The sequence below is a fragment of the Mesorhizobium sp. WSM3859 genome (genome assembly GCF_002295065.1).
GTDB lineage: Bacteria > Pseudomonadota > Alphaproteobacteria > Rhizobiales > Rhizobiaceae > Mesorhizobium.
This window is the reverse complement of sequence record NZ_NSGG01000016.1, coordinates 137,656-156,710: the sequence shown is the minus strand read 5'-3', so window position 1 is coordinate 156,710 and position 19,055 is coordinate 137,656. Positions and strand designations below refer to the sequence as shown.

Annotated in this window: 13 protein-coding genes and 1 pseudogene; 2 read left to right on the top strand and 12 right to left on the bottom strand. The window is 64.0% G+C overall.

What is annotated here, in order from left to right:
• Positions 1-199: 199 nt before the first annotated feature.
• Positions 200-2,023, bottom strand: a complete 1,824-nt coding sequence (glmS, locus tag CK230_RS27260) for a glutamine--fructose-6-phosphate transaminase (isomerizing) (protein ID WP_095795906.1) — start codon at positions 2,021-2,023, stop codon at positions 200-202.
• Positions 2,024-2,760: 737 nt separating this feature from the next.
• Between glmS and CK230_RS27255 the strand changes: the two genes are divergently transcribed.
• Together CK230_RS27255 and CK230_RS27250 are read left to right on the top strand one after the other, a co-directional pair.
• A complete protein-coding gene (locus tag CK230_RS27255; RefSeq protein WP_095795907.1) occupies positions 2,761-3,399 on the top strand; it encodes a LysE family translocator in 639 nt (212 codons plus the stop codon).
• Between the two features lie 18 nt (positions 3,400-3,417).
• On the top strand, positions 3,418-4,338 hold the full coding sequence (locus CK230_RS27250) for a dihydrodipicolinate synthase family protein (protein ID WP_095795993.1): 921 nt from the start codon (positions 3,418-3,420) through the stop codon (positions 4,336-4,338).
• Positions 4,339-4,451: 113 nt separating this feature from the next.
• On the opposite strand, the gene fni is transcribed toward CK230_RS27250, so the two are convergent.
• The 11 genes and pseudogenes from fni to CK230_RS27195 all read right to left on the bottom strand — a co-directional run bounded on the left by fni (position 4,452) and on the right by CK230_RS27195 (position 19,038).
• Positions 4,452-5,501, bottom strand: coding sequence for a type 2 isopentenyl-diphosphate Delta-isomerase (fni, locus tag CK230_RS27245; RefSeq protein WP_095795994.1), 1,050 nt, complete (start codon positions 5,499-5,501; stop codon positions 4,452-4,454).
• 138 nt (positions 5,502-5,639) lie between these two features.
• Positions 5,640-6,509: pseudogene (locus CK230_RS27240) on the bottom strand (hypothetical protein); the annotation flags it as partial.
• A complete protein-coding gene (locus CK230_RS27235; protein WP_095795908.1) occupies positions 6,506-8,056 on the bottom strand; it encodes a hypothetical protein in 1,551 nt (516 codons plus the stop codon). The gene CK230_RS27235 and the pseudogene CK230_RS27240, both read right to left, overlap by 4 nt.
• 304 nt (positions 8,057-8,360) lie before the next feature.
• Positions 8,361-9,368, bottom strand: coding sequence for a polyprenyl synthetase family protein (locus tag CK230_RS27230; protein ID WP_176480238.1), 1,008 nt, complete (start codon positions 9,366-9,368; stop codon positions 8,361-8,363).
• 133 nt (positions 9,369-9,501) lie between these two features.
• Positions 9,502-10,845, bottom strand: a complete 1,344-nt coding sequence (locus tag CK230_RS27225; protein WP_095795909.1) for a cytochrome P450 — start codon at positions 10,843-10,845, stop codon at positions 9,502-9,504.
• Positions 10,845-11,690, bottom strand: a complete 846-nt coding sequence (locus CK230_RS27220) for an SDR family oxidoreductase (protein ID WP_095795910.1) — start codon at positions 11,688-11,690, stop codon at positions 10,845-10,847. The genes CK230_RS27225 and CK230_RS27220 overlap by 1 nt, the downstream gene beginning before the upstream one ends.
• Positions 11,677-11,985 carry a ferredoxin gene (locus CK230_RS27215; protein WP_095795911.1) on the bottom strand — a complete coding sequence of 103 codons (309 nt, stop codon included), beginning with the start codon at positions 11,983-11,985 and terminating at the stop codon, positions 11,677-11,679. The genes CK230_RS27220 and CK230_RS27215 overlap by 14 nt, the downstream gene beginning before the upstream one ends.
• A 1-nt stretch (position 11,986) precedes the next feature.
• Complete coding sequence (locus CK230_RS27210; RefSeq protein ID WP_095795912.1) at positions 11,987-13,276, bottom strand: cytochrome P450; 1,290 nt, start codon at positions 13,274-13,276, stop codon at positions 11,987-11,989.
• A gap of 94 nt (positions 13,277-13,370) precedes the next feature.
• Entirely contained in the window at positions 13,371-14,573 is a 1,203-nt protein-coding gene (locus CK230_RS27205; RefSeq protein WP_095795913.1) for a cytochrome P450, read from the bottom strand.
• A 1,173-nt stretch (positions 14,574-15,746) separates the two neighbouring features.
• Positions 15,747-17,669: a class I tRNA ligase family protein gene (locus tag CK230_RS27200; protein WP_176480237.1), complete on the bottom strand. Its 1,923-nt coding sequence runs from the start codon at positions 17,667-17,669 to the stop codon at positions 15,747-15,749.
• Between the two features lie 349 nt (positions 17,670-18,018).
• Positions 18,019-19,038: a saccharopine dehydrogenase C-terminal domain-containing protein gene (locus CK230_RS27195; RefSeq protein ID WP_280952411.1), complete on the bottom strand. Its 1,020-nt coding sequence runs from the start codon at positions 19,036-19,038 to the stop codon at positions 18,019-18,021.
• Between the last annotated feature and the right edge of the window lie 17 nt (positions 19,039-19,055).

Below are 19,055 nucleotides of genomic sequence, written 5' to 3'. Positions count from 1 at the left end.
AGCGCCATTGCTGCGTATCCGATGCTCTTCTCGACCGGGTTTGCCCGTAGGCACAGTCAAGCAGCGTGAGGGGCGGCCAAAGGGATAACCAGTCGTTGCTAACCGGCATGCTCCACCAAAGCGGTGCGCGCTTGCTCCGGTTGAAGGGCTTGGAGTTTTCCCAATGGTGCGAGCGTTGCGACGTATGAAAGCTTCCCAATCATTCGACGGTGACTGATTTCGCCAGGTTGCGTGGCTGGTCGAGATCTGTGCCCACGCAGACTGCCGTGTGATAGGCAAGAAGCTGTATCGGCAGCGAGAAGATCATCGGCGCGACAATCTCGTCGGTGGCCGGCAGCACGATCGTGTGCATCGTATCGAGTTTCGATGCGGCTGCCCCTTTGCCATCGGTGATGAGGATAATGCGCCCTCCGCGGGCTGCCACTTCCTGCATGTTGGAGAGGGTCTTGTCGAAAAAGCGATCATGTGGCGCGATGACGATCACTGGCATGTTCGAGTCTATCAATGCAATAGGACCGTGCTTCAATTCACCTGCCGCATAGCCCTCGGCGTGGATGTAGGAAATCTCCTTGAGCTTCAGCGCACCTTCCATCGCCAGTGGGAAATTTGTGCCACGGCCGAGGTACAGGACATGATGACACTTTGACAGTTCGCGCGACAGAAGCTCAATCTCCGGCTGGATGCGGTTCAGCACCTGCCTCATGAGGCGCGGCATTTCCGTGAGGCTCCCGACGAACGCCTGCGCCTCATCTTCGGTCACGGTCCCGCGGACCTTGGCTGCGTGGATGGCGAGTGCTGCAAGTACGGCAAGCTGGCAGGTGAAGGCCTTGGTGGAGGCGACACCGATCTCCGGGCCCGCAAGGATCGGGAAGACCACATCGGCCTCCCGAGCGATGGTTGATTCGCGCGCATTCACGACGGCGCCAATTTTCAGCCCAAGCTGCTTGCAGTACCTCAGCGATGCCAGCGTATCGGCGGTTTCGCCCGACTGTGAAATGAAAAGAGCCGCAGACTGCGGCGACAGCGGGATCTCGCGATAGCGGAATTCGGATGCAACATCTATTTCGACGGGCAGGCGCGCATAGCGCTCGAACCAGTATTTTCCGATCAGTCCCGCGAGATACGCGGTGCCGCAGGCAGAGATCGCCAAGCTCGGGATCCTGGCGAAGTCGATGCCAAATACCGCATCGGCGCCATTTTCTATGAGATTGGTATACTGACCGAGCGCATCGGCGATGACCTCGGGCTGCTCGAGAATTTCCTTCTCCATGAAGTGGCGATGGTTGCCCTTGTTGGCCAGAGTGGCCGCAGCCATGGAGGTCTGGCGCGGACGCGCGACGGGGAGGCCGTCGTTATCAAAGATGTCGGCGCCCGTCCTGCTGACAACGGCCCAGTCGCCGTCGACGAGATAGGTGATTTGATTCGTGAATGGAGCAAGCGCGATCGCGTCGGAGCCCAGGAACATCTCGCCGTCGCCATGACCGATCGCCAGCGGGGGTCCATTGCGCGTCGCAATGATGGTCGACGGATCATCTTCAAAGAGGATGGCAAGCGCGTAGGCACCCCTGACGCTTTTCAGCATGGCATGCACCGCCTCACCGCGCCCCATGCCCGCCCGGCGGTGTCCTGCCAAGAGATGCGCAAGGACCTCAGTGTCGGTGTCGGTCTGGAACTCGGTTCCCGTCGCCGCCAATTCGTCCTTCAGTTCGGCGAAATTCTCGATGATGCCGTTATGGACGACGGCCACACCGTCCGTGAAGTGCGGGTGTGCATTGCGTTCCGTCGGTGGCCCATGGGTTGCCCAGCGGGTGTGGGCGATGCCGATGGTGCCACTCAGCGGCTCTTCCTTCAGTCTCGTCTCGAGATTGACGAGCTTGCCCTCGGCGCGCCGGCGGTGCAGGGTGCCCTCGGTGATCGTCGCAATGCCGGCCGAATCATAGCCGCGGTATTCAAGACGCTTCAACGCGTCGACCAGGCGCTCCGACACCGGCTGTTGCCCAACGATGCCAACAATCCCGCACATTTTCTTCTCCGAATTCTTCCCGGCAGCCGATGCAGACGAGGGCGAACACGCGCCCGGCGCGCGCTCAGTTAGAATCTTCTAATGAAATCCAGTAAGATCAGTAAAATTGATTGTTAGGATAGCTATCATCCACGCTATGGATGAATAAACCCCGGCCGCTGCGGGTGATGGCGCTGTTCAACCTGCGACCGCTCTTGCGGCTGTGCCTTCTTGAGCAGGGATTGCTAAATTCGACGCGTCGCTCCCGTACTGCGAGAATCCGCCTACACTGGACCGCCGAAAATCTCGGAAAGTGGCAGTTTATCTTGAACCAGTGAACTACAATATTGGCTGCAGTCAGGGAAGCGATCGGGCCCGGTCGCGCCGTTCTTGGTGATGGAGTCGCCTGGATGTTTGAGGGTCCCATCATCGACGTCGAAATGAAAATATTGCATCAGAATTTAGAGCCGTGAGCGTCCACGTCGATGCTACTTCTGACGGGAGTGGAACGCTCGACACAATGATGAACGGAGAGGCAGTCAACGATGGCGCGACGACATTTGCGTCACCTGCGTTGGAGACCGTGCCGGACGACGCATTGGCGGAGGCGACGAATGCCCTGGTCGATTGAATGCCTTGAAGCAGAATTGCGAGCCAAGAAATTGCCATCGCCCCCAGATGACGTTTACGGTCGACGGATCAATGGCCGTGGCAATCCAGTGCGATCGATCCGATCGAGATTATCAAGGGCTGAGAGAATGAATGTCGATCTCCATCAGTTGCTCATCGTCTTTGCTGCATATGTCATTGCCGCAGGGAGCCCCGGCCCGAGCAACATGCGCATCATGGGGGTTGCCATGTCGCGCGGCAGGGGTGCCGCGCTCATACTCGCCTCTGGCGTCGTCAGCGGCTCGATCTTCTGGGGTTTTATGGCCTCGACCGGCATCTCCGCCCTCTTGGCCAGGTACGCCCAGGCACTGCTCGTCCTGCAGGTTTTCGGGGGCCTTTACTTGCTATTCCTCGCCTTCAGGGCGGGACGGTCGGCGCTTACGTCGAACGAGAAGCTGGCGGTGCGCGCGTCGACCGACGAAGTCGCTTTTTCACGGGGTGAGCTCTATGGAAGGGGCCTCTTGATGCATTTGGCGAACCCAAAATCCGTGCTCGCATGGATCGCGCTCGTCACACTGGGGATCGGCCCGAATTCGTCGTGGCAGACCATGGCGGCCATATTGGGTGGCTGCGCCGTCCTAAGTGTCACGATATTCTGCGGCTACGCCATTGTCTTCTCCACACCGCCGATGGTGGCTCTGTATCGCCGCTGTCGCCGTTGGATCGAAAGTCTGCTGGCAATGTTCTTCGTGTTCGCCGGGCTGCGCATGCTGCTTTCCCCTATATAGTTTCGAAAGGAATGGATGATGACTTTGTTTCGCGGCTTGTCGGCGTTCCCCCTCACGCCAACCGATGCGAAAGGGCATGTCGACACCGAGGCATTGGCTCGTTTTCTCGAGCGTATTCAACGAGCGGGAGCAGACTCCATCGGCCTTTTGGGGAGCACGGGCGGTTATGCTTACCTCACGAGGGAAGAGCGCAAGCGTGCCGTTCAGGCTGCCGTGGAATGCATTGGCGGCAAAACGCCTCTTGTCGTGGGGGTGGGTGCATTGCGTACCGACGAAGCTCAGGCTCTGGCGCGCGATGCAAAATCCGCTGGCGCTGACGGCCTGCTCCTGGCACCCATGTCCTACGTTCCCCTGAATGAGGATGAAGTCTTCCAGCACTTCGTCGCGGTTGCCGAGGCGGGGGAACTGCCTTTGTGCATATACAACAATCCAAGCACCACGCGCTTCACATTCAGCGACGCATTGATCGCCCGGCTCTCAGAGGTGTCCAACATCGTCGCCGTGAAAATGCCTCTGGCAGCGAATGAGGATTACACGGGAGAACTGGCACGCTTGCGGTCGATGACGCCTGACACGTTCACAATCGGATACAGCGGCGATTGGGGCGCGGCGGATGCCCTGCTCGCCGGATGTGACACCTGGTACAGCGTTGCGGCAGGTCTGCTGGCGGTCCCGGCGCTTGCGCTGACGCGTGCGGCGCAGTCCGGCGACGCGGCGGAGTCCACTCGGTTGAACCGCGCTTTCGAGCCGCTCTGGACCTTGTTCAAGCACTACGGCAGCTTCCGCGTTATGTTCGTCATCGCCGAATACCTCGGTCTGGCGCACGTCGAGCCACCGCGCCCTATTTTGCCGTTGCCGGACAACGCCGGAGATGACATTAGGCAGGCACTGGAGAAACTTGAATTAGCCGAGCACACAGCATGCCAGTGCAACTGCTAGATTAGGCAGCCGGCGCACTGGCGTTCCACGCACCGTTCGAGATGGAAGCCAAGCGGCGCAGAATTGGATCGCTGCTCAACACCGCCTTTGACCACGTGCGGACTACGCCGGCATTAACCGGCGGGCAGATGCGCCGAGGGCAACAAGCGCGCCTGACGCAACGCCGCCAGATCAGCCGAGCCGGTGCAGAAGCAGGCGACTGCCAGCTGGCGGATGACGATCTCGAAATGCGCGACAACCGCCTCGGTGGACACCATCGCCGCGGGCAGCACGCCGGCCGCCTGGCCGGCGAAGTCCGCCCCCAGGCGGATGGCCTTGGCCACGTCGCCGCCGTCTCGGATACCGCCCGACGCGATCAACTTCACCGTTGGCAGCGCCCGACGTACCGCCTGCACGCCGGCCGCGGTCGGAATCCCCCAGTCGGCGAACGCCATCGCCACTGCACGGTCCGCGGCATCGCGGGCCCGCTCGCCCTCCACCGCGGCCCAACTGGTACCGCCGGCGCCGGCGACATCGATCACCGCCACGCCCGCGTCGACGAGCGCAGAGGCCACCGAGGCGGACAGGCCCGACCCCACTTCCTTGGCCACGATCGGCACGCCCACGCTGCGCGCGGCACGAGCGATCTGCGCCAGGACGCCGCGCCAGTCGCGGTCGCCCTCCGGCTGTACCGCTTCCTGCAGCGGATTGAGATGGACAATCAGTCCATCGGCCTCCAGCGCATCAACCGCCCGGCGCGCCAAGTCCAGGCCGTCGGCCTCGCGCAGTTGCCCGGCGCCGATATTGGCCAACAGGGGGATGTCTGGGGCCAGGTGTCGCAGCGCGCGCGTCAGCCCCTGGGAGTTGCGGGATTGCAGGCTCACGCGCTGGGAACCGACGCACATCGCGATCCCCAAGGCTTGAGCTGCCTCGCTCAGATGCCGGTTGATGGCCTCGGCGCGCGGCGTGCCGCCGGTCATGGAGCTGATCAGCAGCGGCGCGCGCATGGTCTTGCCTAGCAGCGAGGCGCGCAGGTCGATCTGCGTCAGGTCCAACTCGGGCAATGCGCAGTGTTCGAAACGGATATACTCCCAGCCGGCGGCGACCGTGGCCGGCGCCGTTCGCCGATCCAGCACGATGCCAAGATGGTCGTCCTTGCGGCGGCTCAGGGCGGTGTCGTTCATGCTCGCTCCATCGGTCGCATCGGGCGACGGCGTTGCGTCGGATCGGACTGACGGCAGCGCGCGCACGTCACCGCCTCCCGCGCCTTCAGGCCGGCCCACGCTGGCCTCCCCCGCAGTGTCCCTGGCCTCCTCCGCAGTGTCCGTGCGGTAGCGGCTTGCCGAGGTCTGGTAGTACTGCGTGCGGATGGCTGCCATGGCCTCGATCAACGGTCCCCACGGCGCGGGAAAGCCTGCTTCCGCCATCACTCGGTGCAGCATGCGCGTATGGCCGGCCAGCTCGTCGTTGAGGAACTTCACCACAGGCATAGCCGGATAGCGCTGCAGCAGCAGAATCGCCGCGTTGTCGGCCTCGCCGGCCGACCTGTCCTTGTCGCGTCCATGCAGATCGTTCTGCAGGCGCCCTATCGCGGAGATGAGCCGCAGGACCTGGCGAAACGCCGGACGCGCGCGCAAAGTAGCCATGTCCAGCCCCCACAACAACGACAGGCAACACAACACGTTCCTGTAGGCGATCGAATCGACGCCGTTGTGCAGGTACTCGGCGTAGGACCAGCGCTCCGCCCCCGCTGCCTGCGCCTCTCCGGCGCGCAGCGCCGCGCAGTAGCACCGGGTATCGTCGAGAAGCTGAGCATAGTCGCGACGATCGTAGGCGAGCGCGGCCAGAGAAGCGCTTAGCACAGCGCAGCCCTCGAATCCTGGGAGTGCGCACGGTACGCCCTGCCCCAGCGCCTGCTCCACCGCGGCGAGCTGCTCCGGCGCGATCAGCCCAAGGTCATTGCAATCGTCGAGCCAAAACAGCAGCGCCAGTTCGCGATAGAACGTCACGATCAGCGTTTCATCCTGCGGATCGCGGCCAGTGCGGGCGCTGGTGTCGCGCAGGCTCTGGTCGATGCGCTGCAGGATGTACCGGCCGCCCCTGACCGCTTCCACGGCATGCTCCTCGGCGAACCCGGTCAGGGAACGCCCCCACTCCAGCACCTGCTGCAGCGCGCGTTCGGTCTGGGTCATGGCGCCGCTCCTGCTCCCTCGGCCAGCACGCGCTGCCCCCAACCAAGCGCCAGCCACAACCCGGCGAGTTCGGCCACGCGCACCACCCGGGTGGGGCAATACAGTTCTTTGCCGATCCACAGCGGCATCTGCCGCAATGCATGCGCCCCATAGCGGGCGAGCATCCACTCCAGCGCACGCGCCACGGCCTGCGCGATGCGTCGGCGCCCTATCGGCTCTTCGCTTCCATCCATCACGTGCAACGCGAACAGCGCATAGGCGGTTTCCTCGAATGTGGTCGCGCGACCGGCGCCCCAGCCGCCGTCGTCGCGCTGCGCCTGCAGCAGCGCCGCCAGCGCGCGCTCGTCGCGCCAGTGGGGCTTGCCTTGCGCCAGCGCAGCGACCGCATGCGCGGTGGGATACAGCCAAGAAACATGCCATTTTTCGTTGTCCCATATACCGTGCGGGTTGCGATTGGCCTCGACGTAGGCGCTGGCGCCGGCGGCGGGCTTGCCCGACAGTCGCAACGCATGCAGGGCATGGATGTTGGTCGAGACCGAAGCATTGCGCTCGCCGGGGAAGGTCACGAATAGCTCGCCGATTTCGAAATGGCGCAACGTATCGACCGCCGGGTCGCGGCCTGCAAGGCGCAGGACGCACAACGCAACGGCGGTGTCGTCCGCATCGGCCGCGAACTGCAGGGCCGGGCCCAGACCGCGCTCGCCCAGGCGGGCCTCGAGCTGCGCGACGATCACGCGCACCATCTCGGCGAGCGCGGGATGCGCGAACAGCCCGGCCAGATGCAGGGTGTACAGCGACCAGCATGGCTCGAACACATTGATCGGCCAGACGTTGGGAACGACACCTTCGATGCCGCTGCGTGTCGCCCGCGATGCCGTTTGCAGATACGCGTCGGCGCGCCCGACTTGCGGCGTGCTCCCTTGTCTCACGGCCTGCGCACGCCACGCGGCGGTGGCCGCCGGACTGATGCCGATGCTGCCGTCGGCATCCGGGCATGCGGTGGTCGGCGACGTCCCCCAGGCTTCCCAGGAGTGCAGCAACGGATGGCCGCTCGGCAACGTCGCCACCGCCCCCAGCTTGACCAGGCACGCTTGCCGCAACGGCAACAGCGCCGGGTGGCGCGGAAACGCCACGCCGCCCAGCAGGGATGAAGCCTCGCCGCATAACTGCGGCAGAATCAGCTCCGCCCCGATCGGCGCGTCTTCCGGCACCCCATCCGCGTAGGGATCGGGCTGGCGCTCGAGGAATCGGGTTGCAGCCTGGACTGCGTCGGCAGCGTCGGGAATAGAATCGGCACGTTGCAGTGCCAGCAACGCCGCCCACGTAGGCGCATGGCGGAACAGCGGGAAGTCCGCGTTTCCCCATCCGCCATCGGCCTGCTGCTGCGCGATGAGCCACGCGTAGGCCTCCTGCCGACCGGTGACGTTGCCGTGGAAATGCAGAGCTCGCGCCGTGTCGTATACGGACGGACCGACGGCGCCGCCGTCGCTCATCTCGCTCAGCAGCTGGCGCAGTTCGGAAAGGACCTGTTCGGACAGCGCGTTCACGCGGGATGTTCCTTCGGCAGACGGTTACCGAGAATCAGGATCGGGCAGACGCCGCGCGCCTCGCCGCAGGCCCGTCGCGGCCCGGCGCATGTGCAACGCCGTGCGGCCGCCCTGCTGCGGCGCGGCGACGCGCCCCGATGCTGGCGCCGGTGCGCTGCATAGGCTTGCGCGCAGAGCGCCGGTGTGCCGCGACCGTGCTGGGCAAGCGCTGACCATCGCCGCGGACTCGGACGCAGCGCAGCATGCACCGGTGGCGCCGGCCGATCGGAGCGGCACAGGGGCGACTTCATGCGGACGGGCGCGCTCATGCGCATGACGCGTGCTTGGAGAGATATGCTTTGGCCCGCTGCAGCATCTGCGCCAACGGTTCCGCACGCGGCCCCAGCGGGGCGATGGCCTCCCCGGCGTCGCGCAACAGATCCAGCGCGAACTGGCGCGCTGCCTGCAGCCCCATGATCGACGCGCAAGTCGGCTTCTGCGCCGCCGCGTCCTTGCCAGGGGTCTTGCCCAGCGCCGCGGCATCCGCTGTCGCGTCGAGAATGTCGTCGACCACCTGCAAGGCGAGGCCGAAACAGGCGCTATAGCGATCGAGCGCACAGTACAGCGCAGCGTGCAGGGTATCCTCCGCAATGGCACAGAGCGCGCCCATGCGAACGGACGCGCGTACTAGCGCTCCGCTCTTCATCCGGTGCATCGCCACGATCCTGTCCAGCTCGACGTGCTTTCCGACTAGCGACAGATCCAAGGCTTGCCCCCCTGCGGCACCTTGGGCGGACACCGCCTGCGCCAGTTCGCGCACGATCGCTATACGGTTGTTACCTGGCGCATCCAGCCTCGCCAAGGTCAGGAAGGCGTGCGCCTGCAGCGCATCACCGACCAGGATCGCAGTGGCTTCGCCGAACTTGACGTGCACGGTCGGTAGGCCGCGGCGAAGCACGTCGTTGTCCATCGCGGGCAGGTCGTCGTGGACCAGGGTACAGGCGTGCATCATCTCGATGGCGGCTCCGACGTCGTCGAGCATGTGCGCCGGCGTATCGGCCAGTGCGCCGGCAGCCAGACAGAGCAAGGCGCGGGTGCGCTTGCCGCCGTGCAAGGTGGCGTAGCGCATGGCCGCCATCAGCTCGGTCTCACCGTCATCTTCGGCGCAGAGAAGACGGGCAAGCGCCTGTTCGACGCGCTTTGCGCCGTCCTGCATCCAGATCTCCGGCGGTAGCGCGCCGGATGCGCCGCGCGACTGCGCGCCCAATCCGCCGAGCGCGGAAACGCCAGTTCGGTCGTCGTGTAGCGTGGAACCGGTCTGCATGCTGTTCATAGTCCTTGTACCTGACACGGCCACTGCGAGCGCCGAGCCGCAGTGTTGCCGGCGCCGAGCGGTTGCGCCGAGTGCTGCAATGCTGCCCGTCGCCGGCGCCGCTGCCTCCCCACACGGGGCATGCCATGCCAGCTCATGAGAAACCGATGCGGACTGTCATGGACGGATGTGCGGTCGGGTAATAGCGCCGGCCTTTTTCGACGCCGCTCAGCAAACGCGGCCGCACTCCGGCCTCGTGCATGGTCAGCGCCAAGGCGATGCAGAACTGCACCATTTCCAGCCATACCAAGTGGTAGCCGATGCAGACGTGTGGGCCGGTACCGAACTGCAGCATGTCCACCGGACGGATCGGATCCGTGCGTTGCAGCCACCGTGCCAGGCGGAACTGATCAGGCGCCTCGTGCAGCAGCGCCGATGTCGAGAAATGCAGCAGTGGGATGCACAGATGGGTGCCCGCGGGAATCCGCCGTTGGCCGAGCTGCAATTCCTGCAGCGCGCGACGCGGCAGGAGCGTGGTCGCCGGATGCACTCGCAGCGTCTCGCGGAACAGCGCCTCGGCGACCGGACACTGCGCCAGGTCCGCGTGCCGGGTCGGCACCGCGCCTACGCGTTGCGCTTCCTCGACCAGGGCGTCCCACAGCATAGGCTGCCGCGCCAGCTCGATCACCATCCAGGCCATTGTCGAGGCGGTGGTGTCGTGACCGGCGAGCAGCAGCAAGCGGATGTTGGCGACCAGTACGTCATCGGAGAGCGCATCGTCGCTGCGATCGAAGGCGCTCACCATGTCGTTGATCAACCCGGTGCGCGCGGCATTCGCGCGCGCGTCGCGGACGAACTGGTGCAACTGCGCGTCGATCCAGTCGCGGGCGGCGCGGCCGCGCCGCAAGGGCAGTCCGGGGAGATCGAGGGGGGGCGCGACGATCAACTGCAGCAGTTGCCGGTACTTGCGATGCCATCTCGGCAGGTCCTGCGCGGGGATTCCCATGAGGCTGAAGATTAGCTTGAGCATCAAGTCGCCGGTTTCGCGCAGGATGGTTACGTCGCCGCGGTCGCGCCACGCCTGCACCCGCGCCCGGATGACGGGCGCGAACAGGTCGCCGATCCCGGCCTGGGTCAGCCCCTTCGGCAGGAACGCCGCCTTGATCGCATCGCGCGCCTGCCGGTGCGCGCCGCCGTCCTGGGCGACCAACGTTCCGCCAAGCAATTCGGGCGCGATCTCTTCGATCAGCGCCGAGGACACGTCCTTGTGTCGGAGCAGTGCGAACGCATCCGGATCCATGCAGGTCATCAGGTGGCCGGCGGGGCCGAAATCCAGCCAGAAGTGGCTGCCCAGCGTCCGTTCCGCGCGCCCCAGCAGGCGCGGCAGGTCGCAGACGATGGCGGGAAGATGCCCGATCAGCGGGAAAGCGCCGGGCATGACCGGGATGTCATGCCGCAGCCGGCGCCGACGGTCCAGGGGGTTGAGGAGCATGTCCATCAGCAGTGCTGTTCCGCGGCCGCTTCGGCGATGCCGCCGGCAGGCCGCGCGGCGGGGCTGTTCCCTCCGTCGGCGTATGTCGGCACATGCGCCAGCATGCCGCCGTCGATGCACACGACCTGCCCGGTAATGAATGCAGCATCGTCGGAGAGCAGGAACGCCACCAGCGCGGCCACGTCCTCGGGGCGGCCGACACGCGGCAGGAGCTGGTGCCGGCGCAGATGCCGTTGCATGCATTCGTCAAGCTTGGCGAGGAGACGCTCGGTCATGATGAGACCCGGCGCAACGGCGTTGCAGCGGATCTGCGCATGACCGTACTGCGTGGCGAGCGAGGCCGACAACATGTTCAGCGCCGCCTTCGACGCGGCGTAGGACGTCTGCGCAGTGTCACCGCTGAGCCCCTGGCACGACGACATGTTGACGATCGCGCCACCGCCGCGGGCGATCATCAGTGGGATGGCCTGTCGGCAGCAGAGCAGCGTGCCGCGCAGATTGGTCGCCATGGTCTGATCCCAGACCGCCAGGTCCAGGTCGAGGATCGCGCAGTCGCGCGGGGTCAGATGCATGGCGCTCGCGTTGTTCACCAGCAGGTCGACCCCACCGAAGTGCCGCTGCGCCGTCTCGAACAGCGCTGCCACCGCCTGCGCATCGGCGATGTCCATGGCTAGGGCCAGCGTGTGGTCTGCTTCCGCCCCGATCTGCGTGGTGCAGGCGATGGCCGCCGAGGCATCAATGTCGGCCACCACCACTCTGCCGCCCTCGCGCGCGATGGCGAGGGCGCATGCCTTGCCGATGCCGGCGCCGGCGCCGGTCACCACCGCCACCTTGCCTTCAAACCGCCCCATCGTGTCCTCCTGGATTGCGTTGGTCTTTCGCGGCATGCCGCTCGACCTCCACCGGAGAAGGCGCAGGGTCGGCGCTGGCGAGCTCCTCATCGCCAGCGTCGCCTTCGATGACCAGAATGGCGGCGACTGGGCACTGGCTGGCTGCGAGTCGCACGGCGGCGTGCAGCGCCTGCGGAATCGTTGCCATGCACAGTTCGGCCACTCCGTCCGGTTCGCGCTGGCGAAAGGTGCCCGGCAGCGTCAGCGCGCACTGCCCGGTGGTTCCGCACAGGTCCTGGTCGACCACGACGCGCATCTCAGCCCCCCTGCGCTTGCAGCCGCACCGGCAGCGCGCGGAACGTCCTAAGGAACGCGGAGGGCTCCCGGGTCGGCTGCTCGGCCAATGCCAGCGTGGGGAAGCGCGCCTGGATCCGCGGCAGGCTCTCGGCCAACTGCGCCCGGGCGAGTTGCGCACCGAGGCAGAAGTGGATGCCGTGGCCGAAGCTCAGCATGATCTTCCCATCGCTCGACATGCCAGGACTGGTGCCGTAGAATCGCGCGGGATCGAAGCGGTCGGGATCGGCGAAGGCTTCCGGGTCGCGATTGCCGGCCGCGATCAGCACGCGCACGTCCGCGTTCTTTGGGATTTCCACGCCGCCCAGTTCGATGTCGCGCTGAGCGATACGCGGAATGGAGCTGAACATGGCGGGCGCGTCGCAGCGCAGGACTTCTTCGACGAATGCCTTCACGTCCGCGGCGTCCCCCTGCAGCCAGTGCCGCTGTTCGGGAAACGCCATCATCGCCAAGACGGCATGGTCGATACTCGAAGCAGTGGTGGCGAAGCCGCCCAGCAGCATGCCCCACAGCATGCTGATCAACTCCGCATCCGACAGCGTGTCGGCATCGCCGTCGTGTGCGCCGACCAGCATCGACACAATGTCGTGGCGGGGATCGGTGCGTTTGCGCTGTATGAGGTCGCCGAAGTAAGCTTGCACCTTGGCGCTGGCCGCGTCCGCCGCGGCGAGTTGGGGATCGTTGGCGTGCGGGCTCAAGCCTTCCAGAATGGCGCCGATGCCGGCGGCGAGCCCGAACATGTCGTCCTGGGGCATGCCGAACAGTTCGGCGAAGACCAGCATGGGCAAGGCCAGCGCGAATTCCCGATGCAGGTCCACCGCCTCCCCGCGCTCCAGCGCGGGCGCCATGGCGTCCAGGCGCGCTGCGACGATGCGCGCGATGCTCGGCCGCAGGTTGTCGATCTCGCGCATGGTGAAATCGCGCGAGATCAGCCGGCGCAGACGCGTATGCGTCGGTGGTTCCTTCATCGCTAGCGTGGACGCCAGCAGACTGAGCGAAAGGCTGGTCGCCGCGCGCGGGAAATAGCGCGCCAGTTCGCCCGGAGCCGGTCCCCGAAACGCATCGCCCGTGGCCTTGAGCACCCAGTAGATGTCGGCGTGGCGGCTCAACAGAAAGAGGCCCGACGCCGCGCGATGCACCGGATCGTGCTCGCGCAACCACCGCATGAATGGATACGGGTCGTTGATGCACGCTGGCGACGCCAGTTCGGCAAAGGCGTCCGGGCATGCTGCCATGGTTTCTTGCACGTCCATCTTGGTTACCTGTTGGCTGGAGATCTGACTTGCGCGCGCCAGGGGCGCCGGCAAGTTGCGGTAGAAGATCGCGGTTCCCGGCGGCGTCCGTGAATCACCAGAGCACCGGGAACTCCTCGAACCCGCCAGTGATGATCTCCTTGCGCAACTTCAGCGCTTCGGGCGCCACGGCCAGGCGCAGCGCGGGAAAGCGCTGGAAGATCGAACCGAACACCACCTTGAGTTCCAGCCTGGCCAGCGCCATGCCGATGCAGTAGTGCGGCCCGTGCGAGAACGACAGGTGCGGATTTTCGTCGCGTCCGATATCGAAGATTTCCGGGTCGTCGAAATGGCGCGGATCGAACGATGTCGCCGGCAGGCCGACGAGCACCTTGCTCTCCGCGGGGATATGCACGCCCGCGATAATCACGTCGGTCCTCGGATAGCGCATGATGCCGTCCCAGCCCGCGCCCGGCGGGTACATGCGCAGGATTTCCTCCACCGCCTTGTCCACCAGGGATGGATCGCCGACCAGGCGTTCGCGCTGTTTCGGATGGCGGAACATGGCCAGCAGGCCGAATTCGATCTGCGCGACGGTGCTCTCGTGCCCAGCCACCAGCATGCCCGCCGCCAGGCCGATCGCCTCTTCCTCGGTCGCCTTGCCCTGGTCGACCGCCGCGAGCAGATCCGTCAGCAGGTTGTCGCCCGGATCCTGGCGCTTGTCCCACATCCTGCCGCGAATGTAGGCGCGCAGTTCTTCCCAGGCCAGGCGAGACGCGCTGCGCGGACCGCTTTCATGCTGGTGCGTCATCACCTCGTCGGACAGCCCGGCGAAAAAGGCGTGATCCTCATAGAGCACCCCAATCAGCGCGCTGATGACCATGGCCGGAAGCGGAAAGGAGAAGTGGCGCCTCAGGTCGGCGGGCTGGGGCTGGACAGCTAACGTCTCGAACAACTGTGCGGCGATCGCCTCGACCTGCTGGGCGAGCAGCTTCACCCTGCGGTTGCTGAAGGCCGGCGCCACGATCGTGCGTAACCGGTCGTGCTCGCCCCCCTCGTGCGAGACCAGCCACCCCGGCGAACCGAGAATCACCGAATCCGGGGTGAATGCCGCCGGCGGCATTCCCGCGGGCCGGAACGCCGCGTCTGACAGCGCCGTCTTGGCCTCGTCGTAGCCTGTCACCCACCAGCCTTCGTGCCCGGACGGGAAGCGCACGCGGTGGATCGGACCGTTGGCGCGTAGCGCCAGCATCTCGGGCGAGGGCTCGATGTGATCGACGCGCCACATCGGCAGTGTCGGCAAGGGGTGTTCGGACATGGTGGCACTTCACTCTCTAAGCGATGGAAGCGCGGAAGGCGCTGCGGGGAGCGAATGACGTAAGACGGCATGTAGACGTCCTCCGCGGCGTAGCCGGCTCGATTATCAAGATTGGCCAACGTATAACTTTCCAGGCATACCGCGCGGGGCGAGATGCAGAACTTTATCCTGCGCCTTTGAAGTCAGGATTAAGCGAGTGTGGTGGGCCGGCCTTTGAGTCGCAGCCGGCCATCAAGATTTCCTGCGCAAGGGTCGACAAGGGCGGCGCCTGTTTGGGTACGGGGCGGTCTCGCCGGGGCGGCCTTGCCATAGAAAGCTATCTGAAGCGGATTTGACATTTGCTTTTCTTTCTTCGTTCCATCGATCGCGGTGTCATCCACGAAATGAAGGTCGGTCGGCGGCTCCCGGCTCACAACGAAGGAGCTTCAAAACTCGTGCCAATTTGGCCGACCCAGCAAAATAAAAACGTTGTGATTGCTTTTCAGCGGATTGGCGTGTGGCCAGACAAGAGCTCGGCGAAAAAGACCGGTGTCGTGGACCCAACAAAAGCGACAGAACCAGTGTCGGATAGTATACGATCGTCAGACGCCAGACCGGCGACACACCCGCAAACGCGCCATCCTCCCACTTCCCCGTCATTGAAGCCTGGCCGGCACATCAGGGCACCAGCGACTGCTGATGTTGGCGCTCAAATCATGTGGGGCGGCGCGGAAGAACCACCGGGATTCGATGGTCAGCGGCACAGATTTCCGGAGCTTTTGATCCACTACCAATCGCTCGGATGCGGATCTACCGTCCGCTGCCTTCGGGCGCCTGGAGGCGCGGCTGTAGCGCAAACAGCACCCCGCGTACGCACACTCCGTAGGCCTCTTTCTGAGTCGCGCCAGCCTCCGTTCCTGGCCGTACTGAGCGGCATGACAGCGGCCGGTGCCGAGCGAGCTTCATGACACAGAAAAAACTTTGCTACACACAACCAACTCTTGTCGTCGTTTAGCCGCGCTTTTGAAAGGCCATCAACACTTCAGACTTCGCCCGAGCCGGACGACATCGGCGTCGTTTCGGTGACAAGGCTGATCAAAGACGAAGCCCACGATGCACTTGTCTTGCTCGCATCCCTGGGGCTGATTCTCGAAAAGTGGCTGCGGTGAACGCCCGAAGTCTTTGATCGGCTATTCAACGGCCGCCGGCGTCGTAGCTTGCAGAGAGACGGACTGGCTCGGCCATCCAGTCGCGGTCGAACCAGCTGAGCTTGGGAAGGCCTAGCCCCAGACTCCTTGCGATGGAAATGGCGAAATCAGGTACGACCGGGTATGCCGCGACAGAGAGTCCGACGAGCGCGAAGGTCACAGCGCGGGCCGCAGACCGGGCAAGCGCCTCCTTCACCTTCGGCGCAGCCGGAACTTGCAGCACTGAACATGAATAGCGGTCAATTGCGTCGACGAACGCCTCGATTGCGCGTGTCAGCTGACGTACGTCCGGGTAATCCGCTTCGAACCGCGCCCGCACTTCCGCGTTGAAGCGTCTGCAGTCCGCGAGGAACGCAATGTCGGTGGCTGACCACTGGCCAGGACACGGGAGCTCGTCTGTCGCGACCCGCCCGATGACCTCGTTAGCCTTCGCGACCGATCTCGCCAGCCGTCCGTCCCAGAAGTCCCGTTTCCAGCTCTCGTAGGCACCCATGGAGAAGTCCTCGACAGAACCGTCCGGACGACAGCGACACAAGTAGAAGCGAAGCGGCTCGGCAGTTTCTTCCGCAGCGATGTCGTTCACCCAGATTGCGTGATTTCGTGATGTTGAGAACTTCTTCCCCTCAAGCGTGAGCATCTGGTTGACGAAAATCCGTCGGGGGAGCATCTCATGGAGATCAAGCGCCGAAAGTACCCCGGGAATAACCAGCAGACGTCCGAAGGCGTTGTCCGCCCCGAAGAGAATGTCCAGCTCCGGCATCTCGTCCCGTGGGATTTGATACCAGAAGGCGGGGCATCCGCTCTTTTCCCTTACCGTTTCTAAGGCGAGCAAGTGCCGAGGCACGTGTTCCATGGTGATGGTAAACCGCTGGCATTCAAATCCAGGGATTGGAATCCGAATTCCCTCCCGGTTTGGGTTTGAAATGCAGACTGCCGGAAGCCCCCGGGACAGCCAGGACTCGACATAGAGCTTGGCGTAAATGGGCAGGAAGTTCCGCGAGGCGAAGGATTCCAGTGCGTCATGCAATGGAGCGAGCTTCAGGAAAAGGCGCTTCAGGGGACGATGTTCCAGCGAGCGCCCGTCGAGATCGACCGGATCCTGGAGTTCGGCATCGAGGACCAGCGCGCCGCAATCCTCGCATTCGTGACCGGAGGAATAGCCGCCGCAATAGGGACATTTGCCGTGGACGAAGGCGTCCACCTTGAAGCGCCCACTTTGGACGTCATACGGGACCAAATGCTCTCTTTCAGCGATCAGGCCCTTGCTGCAAAGCCGCTTGAAGACCTCGAGTACGACCGCCTTGCCGCGGCGGTCAGGCTTTGTCCCAAGGAAAATATCCGAATCTGCATTGAGCCGATGCAGAGCCTCCTGGAAAGCAGCCGTGTTTTTCTCGGCCAACTGATAGTATTCCAGTCCAGCAGCGTCGGCCGCAATTGCAATATGCTCAAGGTGACCATGCGTGCCCTGCAGCACGAAAACCTCTCGGCCGCCGGTCTCAGCAATTCGGCGCAACACATCCGCGTGGAGGAACGGCCCTGAGGCATGACCTATATGCATGTTCCCATTCGGGGTAAGCATTGCGGGCACCAGCAGCAGCGGTCTGCTCTTTCCTATCGCTTCATTCGTGGAAGTCGCCTCTTCGAAGGCTGCACGGCTGTGCCACCACACCGTCTGCATGACTGCACCGCTGTCCAAAGCCTCAATCCTGTGCCTGCTCAGCGGGTCTAGCCTAATGCTCTCTCCGCCAAGCAGCAGGAACGTCTTTTCGTCTAGATGTATTCGAACGCCGCCAGAGATCACCGTCCAAAATTCGACTTCCGTATGGTTGTGACGGCAAGTGGTCGCGCCTGGACTGAACTTCAACAGTCGGACGGAAACGTCGCCCCCTTCCGGGAAGGGATCATGCATGACGATGCCCCCTTCGATCGAGATGGGGACCCGGCGTGTGTCATTTTTTAGATCTATTACTTGGGGACAGATCATTTCGTTTCCACTCTCAAATTTCGCGTTGGCCATGCCGCTAGCAAGGTCTCCGGGCAACCTTGAGCAGATTGAAACACGTGCCGGTCTTGCAGCGCCTTCGCCACCACCGCAGCCCGTTCGGCGAGACCCCCGAGTGGGGCAACTCAGCGAAGTTCAGCGAGTAACAACGCCACTTGGAGCATCAAACCCCTCAAAAGCGATGCCCGGGTGCCATTCTGCGCTGTCGCGGCGCTCAAAAAGTTCCAGCGAATCCAGAACTGAGGGCCCCCGCTCCTTAAGGCAGATCAGCGGTGCCAGGTTTGCTGATCCGCTCCCCACGAGTAGTGTCTTTCGTCTTCGCATGACCGGCTCCCAAAATCGTGCTTGTTTCCAACAGCCCGTTCGCGCGCTCGGCTAGGACAGCGATCCGGCTTCTCCTCAGTTGCTCGAGGGCCATCGCGGCGACGTCGGCGAGCGCGGCTTTGCCGGGGTGTATGGGACCCCGCAACTGTTGACGCGTGACGCATTCCACGGCTGCGGCCACCGGAACTGCGGTGGCGATAGCCATGCTTGAGATGCCTCGCTCCTGAAGCTCGGAGCGCAGGATGCACGTCCAGCGGCCAACCCGCCCTTGACGATCCTCAATGGCGATGACAAGGACGACCTGGTCGCCATCGTCATTTGGGCTCTGGCGACATAAAAGCGCCTCCGTGACCTCCTTGACCTGTAGGCGCGCGCTCCCGATTTCGATCTCCTCGTCGGACAGCAGCCCGAGTCGATGCAACATCCGAACGCCATCGGCAAAGCCAGGCCACCGCACAGTCAATTGTCGAAGCGTTGGAATGCTAGGATGAGCCTCTGCAGCCGTCGACGAAACCATTGCGTCATCGTATGCTTCGAGAAGCCCGATACCATCCACGAACAGCTGAGATACGCTTTCAAATCGATTTCGCGTTACGGCCTGGCCATCGATTCGAGCCAACGCGAGCCTCTGCTCTATGGGCAGCCGACGCCCAAAGGCGAGAGCATAGTTCAGCGGAGGCTCCGGAATTCTGGGAATCCCTCCGCAATGAGTTACTACGCTCTCTATGTCCTTTATTTCAGCCGCAACCAGCGAGACTAAAGATTCAACCATTCCTGGTTCGAGACCCGCTCCCAAGACTACGGGCGGACCGTTAGGCGGTACCGGGAGAATGTCAGGATCCCCGAGGCTAGGCCTGCCGACGCAAATAATAGGGGTGTGTAGACCTGCCTCGTGCGTTTGATGCAAAAGCTTGCCTACCAAAACTCGGGAATCTCTCCAAGACGTCGCCATGATCAGCGATCGGGCTT

Coding starts and splice junctions, on each gene's coding strand:
- CK230_RS27225 (WP_095795909.1), bottom strand. CDS start 10,845: ATGGACATGCTCCTCAACCCCCTGGACCGTCGGCGCCGGCTGCGGCAT.
- CK230_RS27215 (WP_095795911.1), bottom strand. CDS start 11,985: ATGCGCGTCGTGGTCGACCAGGACCTGTGCGGAACCACCGGGCAGTGC.
- CK230_RS27220 (WP_095795910.1), bottom strand. CDS start 11,690: ATGGGGCGGTTTGAAGGCAAGGTGGCGGTGGTGACCGGCGCCGGCGCC.
- CK230_RS27205 (WP_095795913.1), bottom strand. CDS start 14,573: ATGTCCGAACACCCCTTGCCGACACTGCCGATGTGGCGCGTCGATCAC.
- CK230_RS27230 (WP_176480238.1), bottom strand. CDS start 9,368: ATGAACAGCATGCAGACCGGTTCCACGCTACACGACGACCGAACTGGC.
- fni (WP_095795994.1), bottom strand. CDS start 5,501: ATGAACGACACCGCCCTGAGCCGCCGCAAGGACGACCATCTTGGCATC.
- CK230_RS27200 (WP_176480237.1), bottom strand. CDS start 17,669: ATGCATGATCCCTTCCCGGAAGGGGGCGACGTTTCCGTCCGACTGTTG.
- glmS (WP_095795906.1), bottom strand. CDS start 2,023: ATGTGCGGGATTGTTGGCATCGTTGGGCAACAGCCGGTGTCGGAGCGC.
- CK230_RS27255 (WP_095795907.1), top strand. CDS start 2,761: ATGAATGTCGATCTCCATCAGTTGCTCATCGTCTTTGCTGCATATGTC.
- CK230_RS27195 (WP_280952411.1), bottom strand. CDS start 19,038: ATGGCGACGTCTTGGAGAGATTCCCGAGTTTTGGTAGGCAAGCTTTTG.
- CK230_RS27210 (WP_095795912.1), bottom strand. CDS start 13,276: ATGGACGTGCAAGAAACCATGGCAGCATGCCCGGACGCCTTTGCCGAA.
- CK230_RS27250 (WP_095795993.1), top strand. CDS start 3,418: ATGACTTTGTTTCGCGGCTTGTCGGCGTTCCCCCTCACGCCAACCGAT.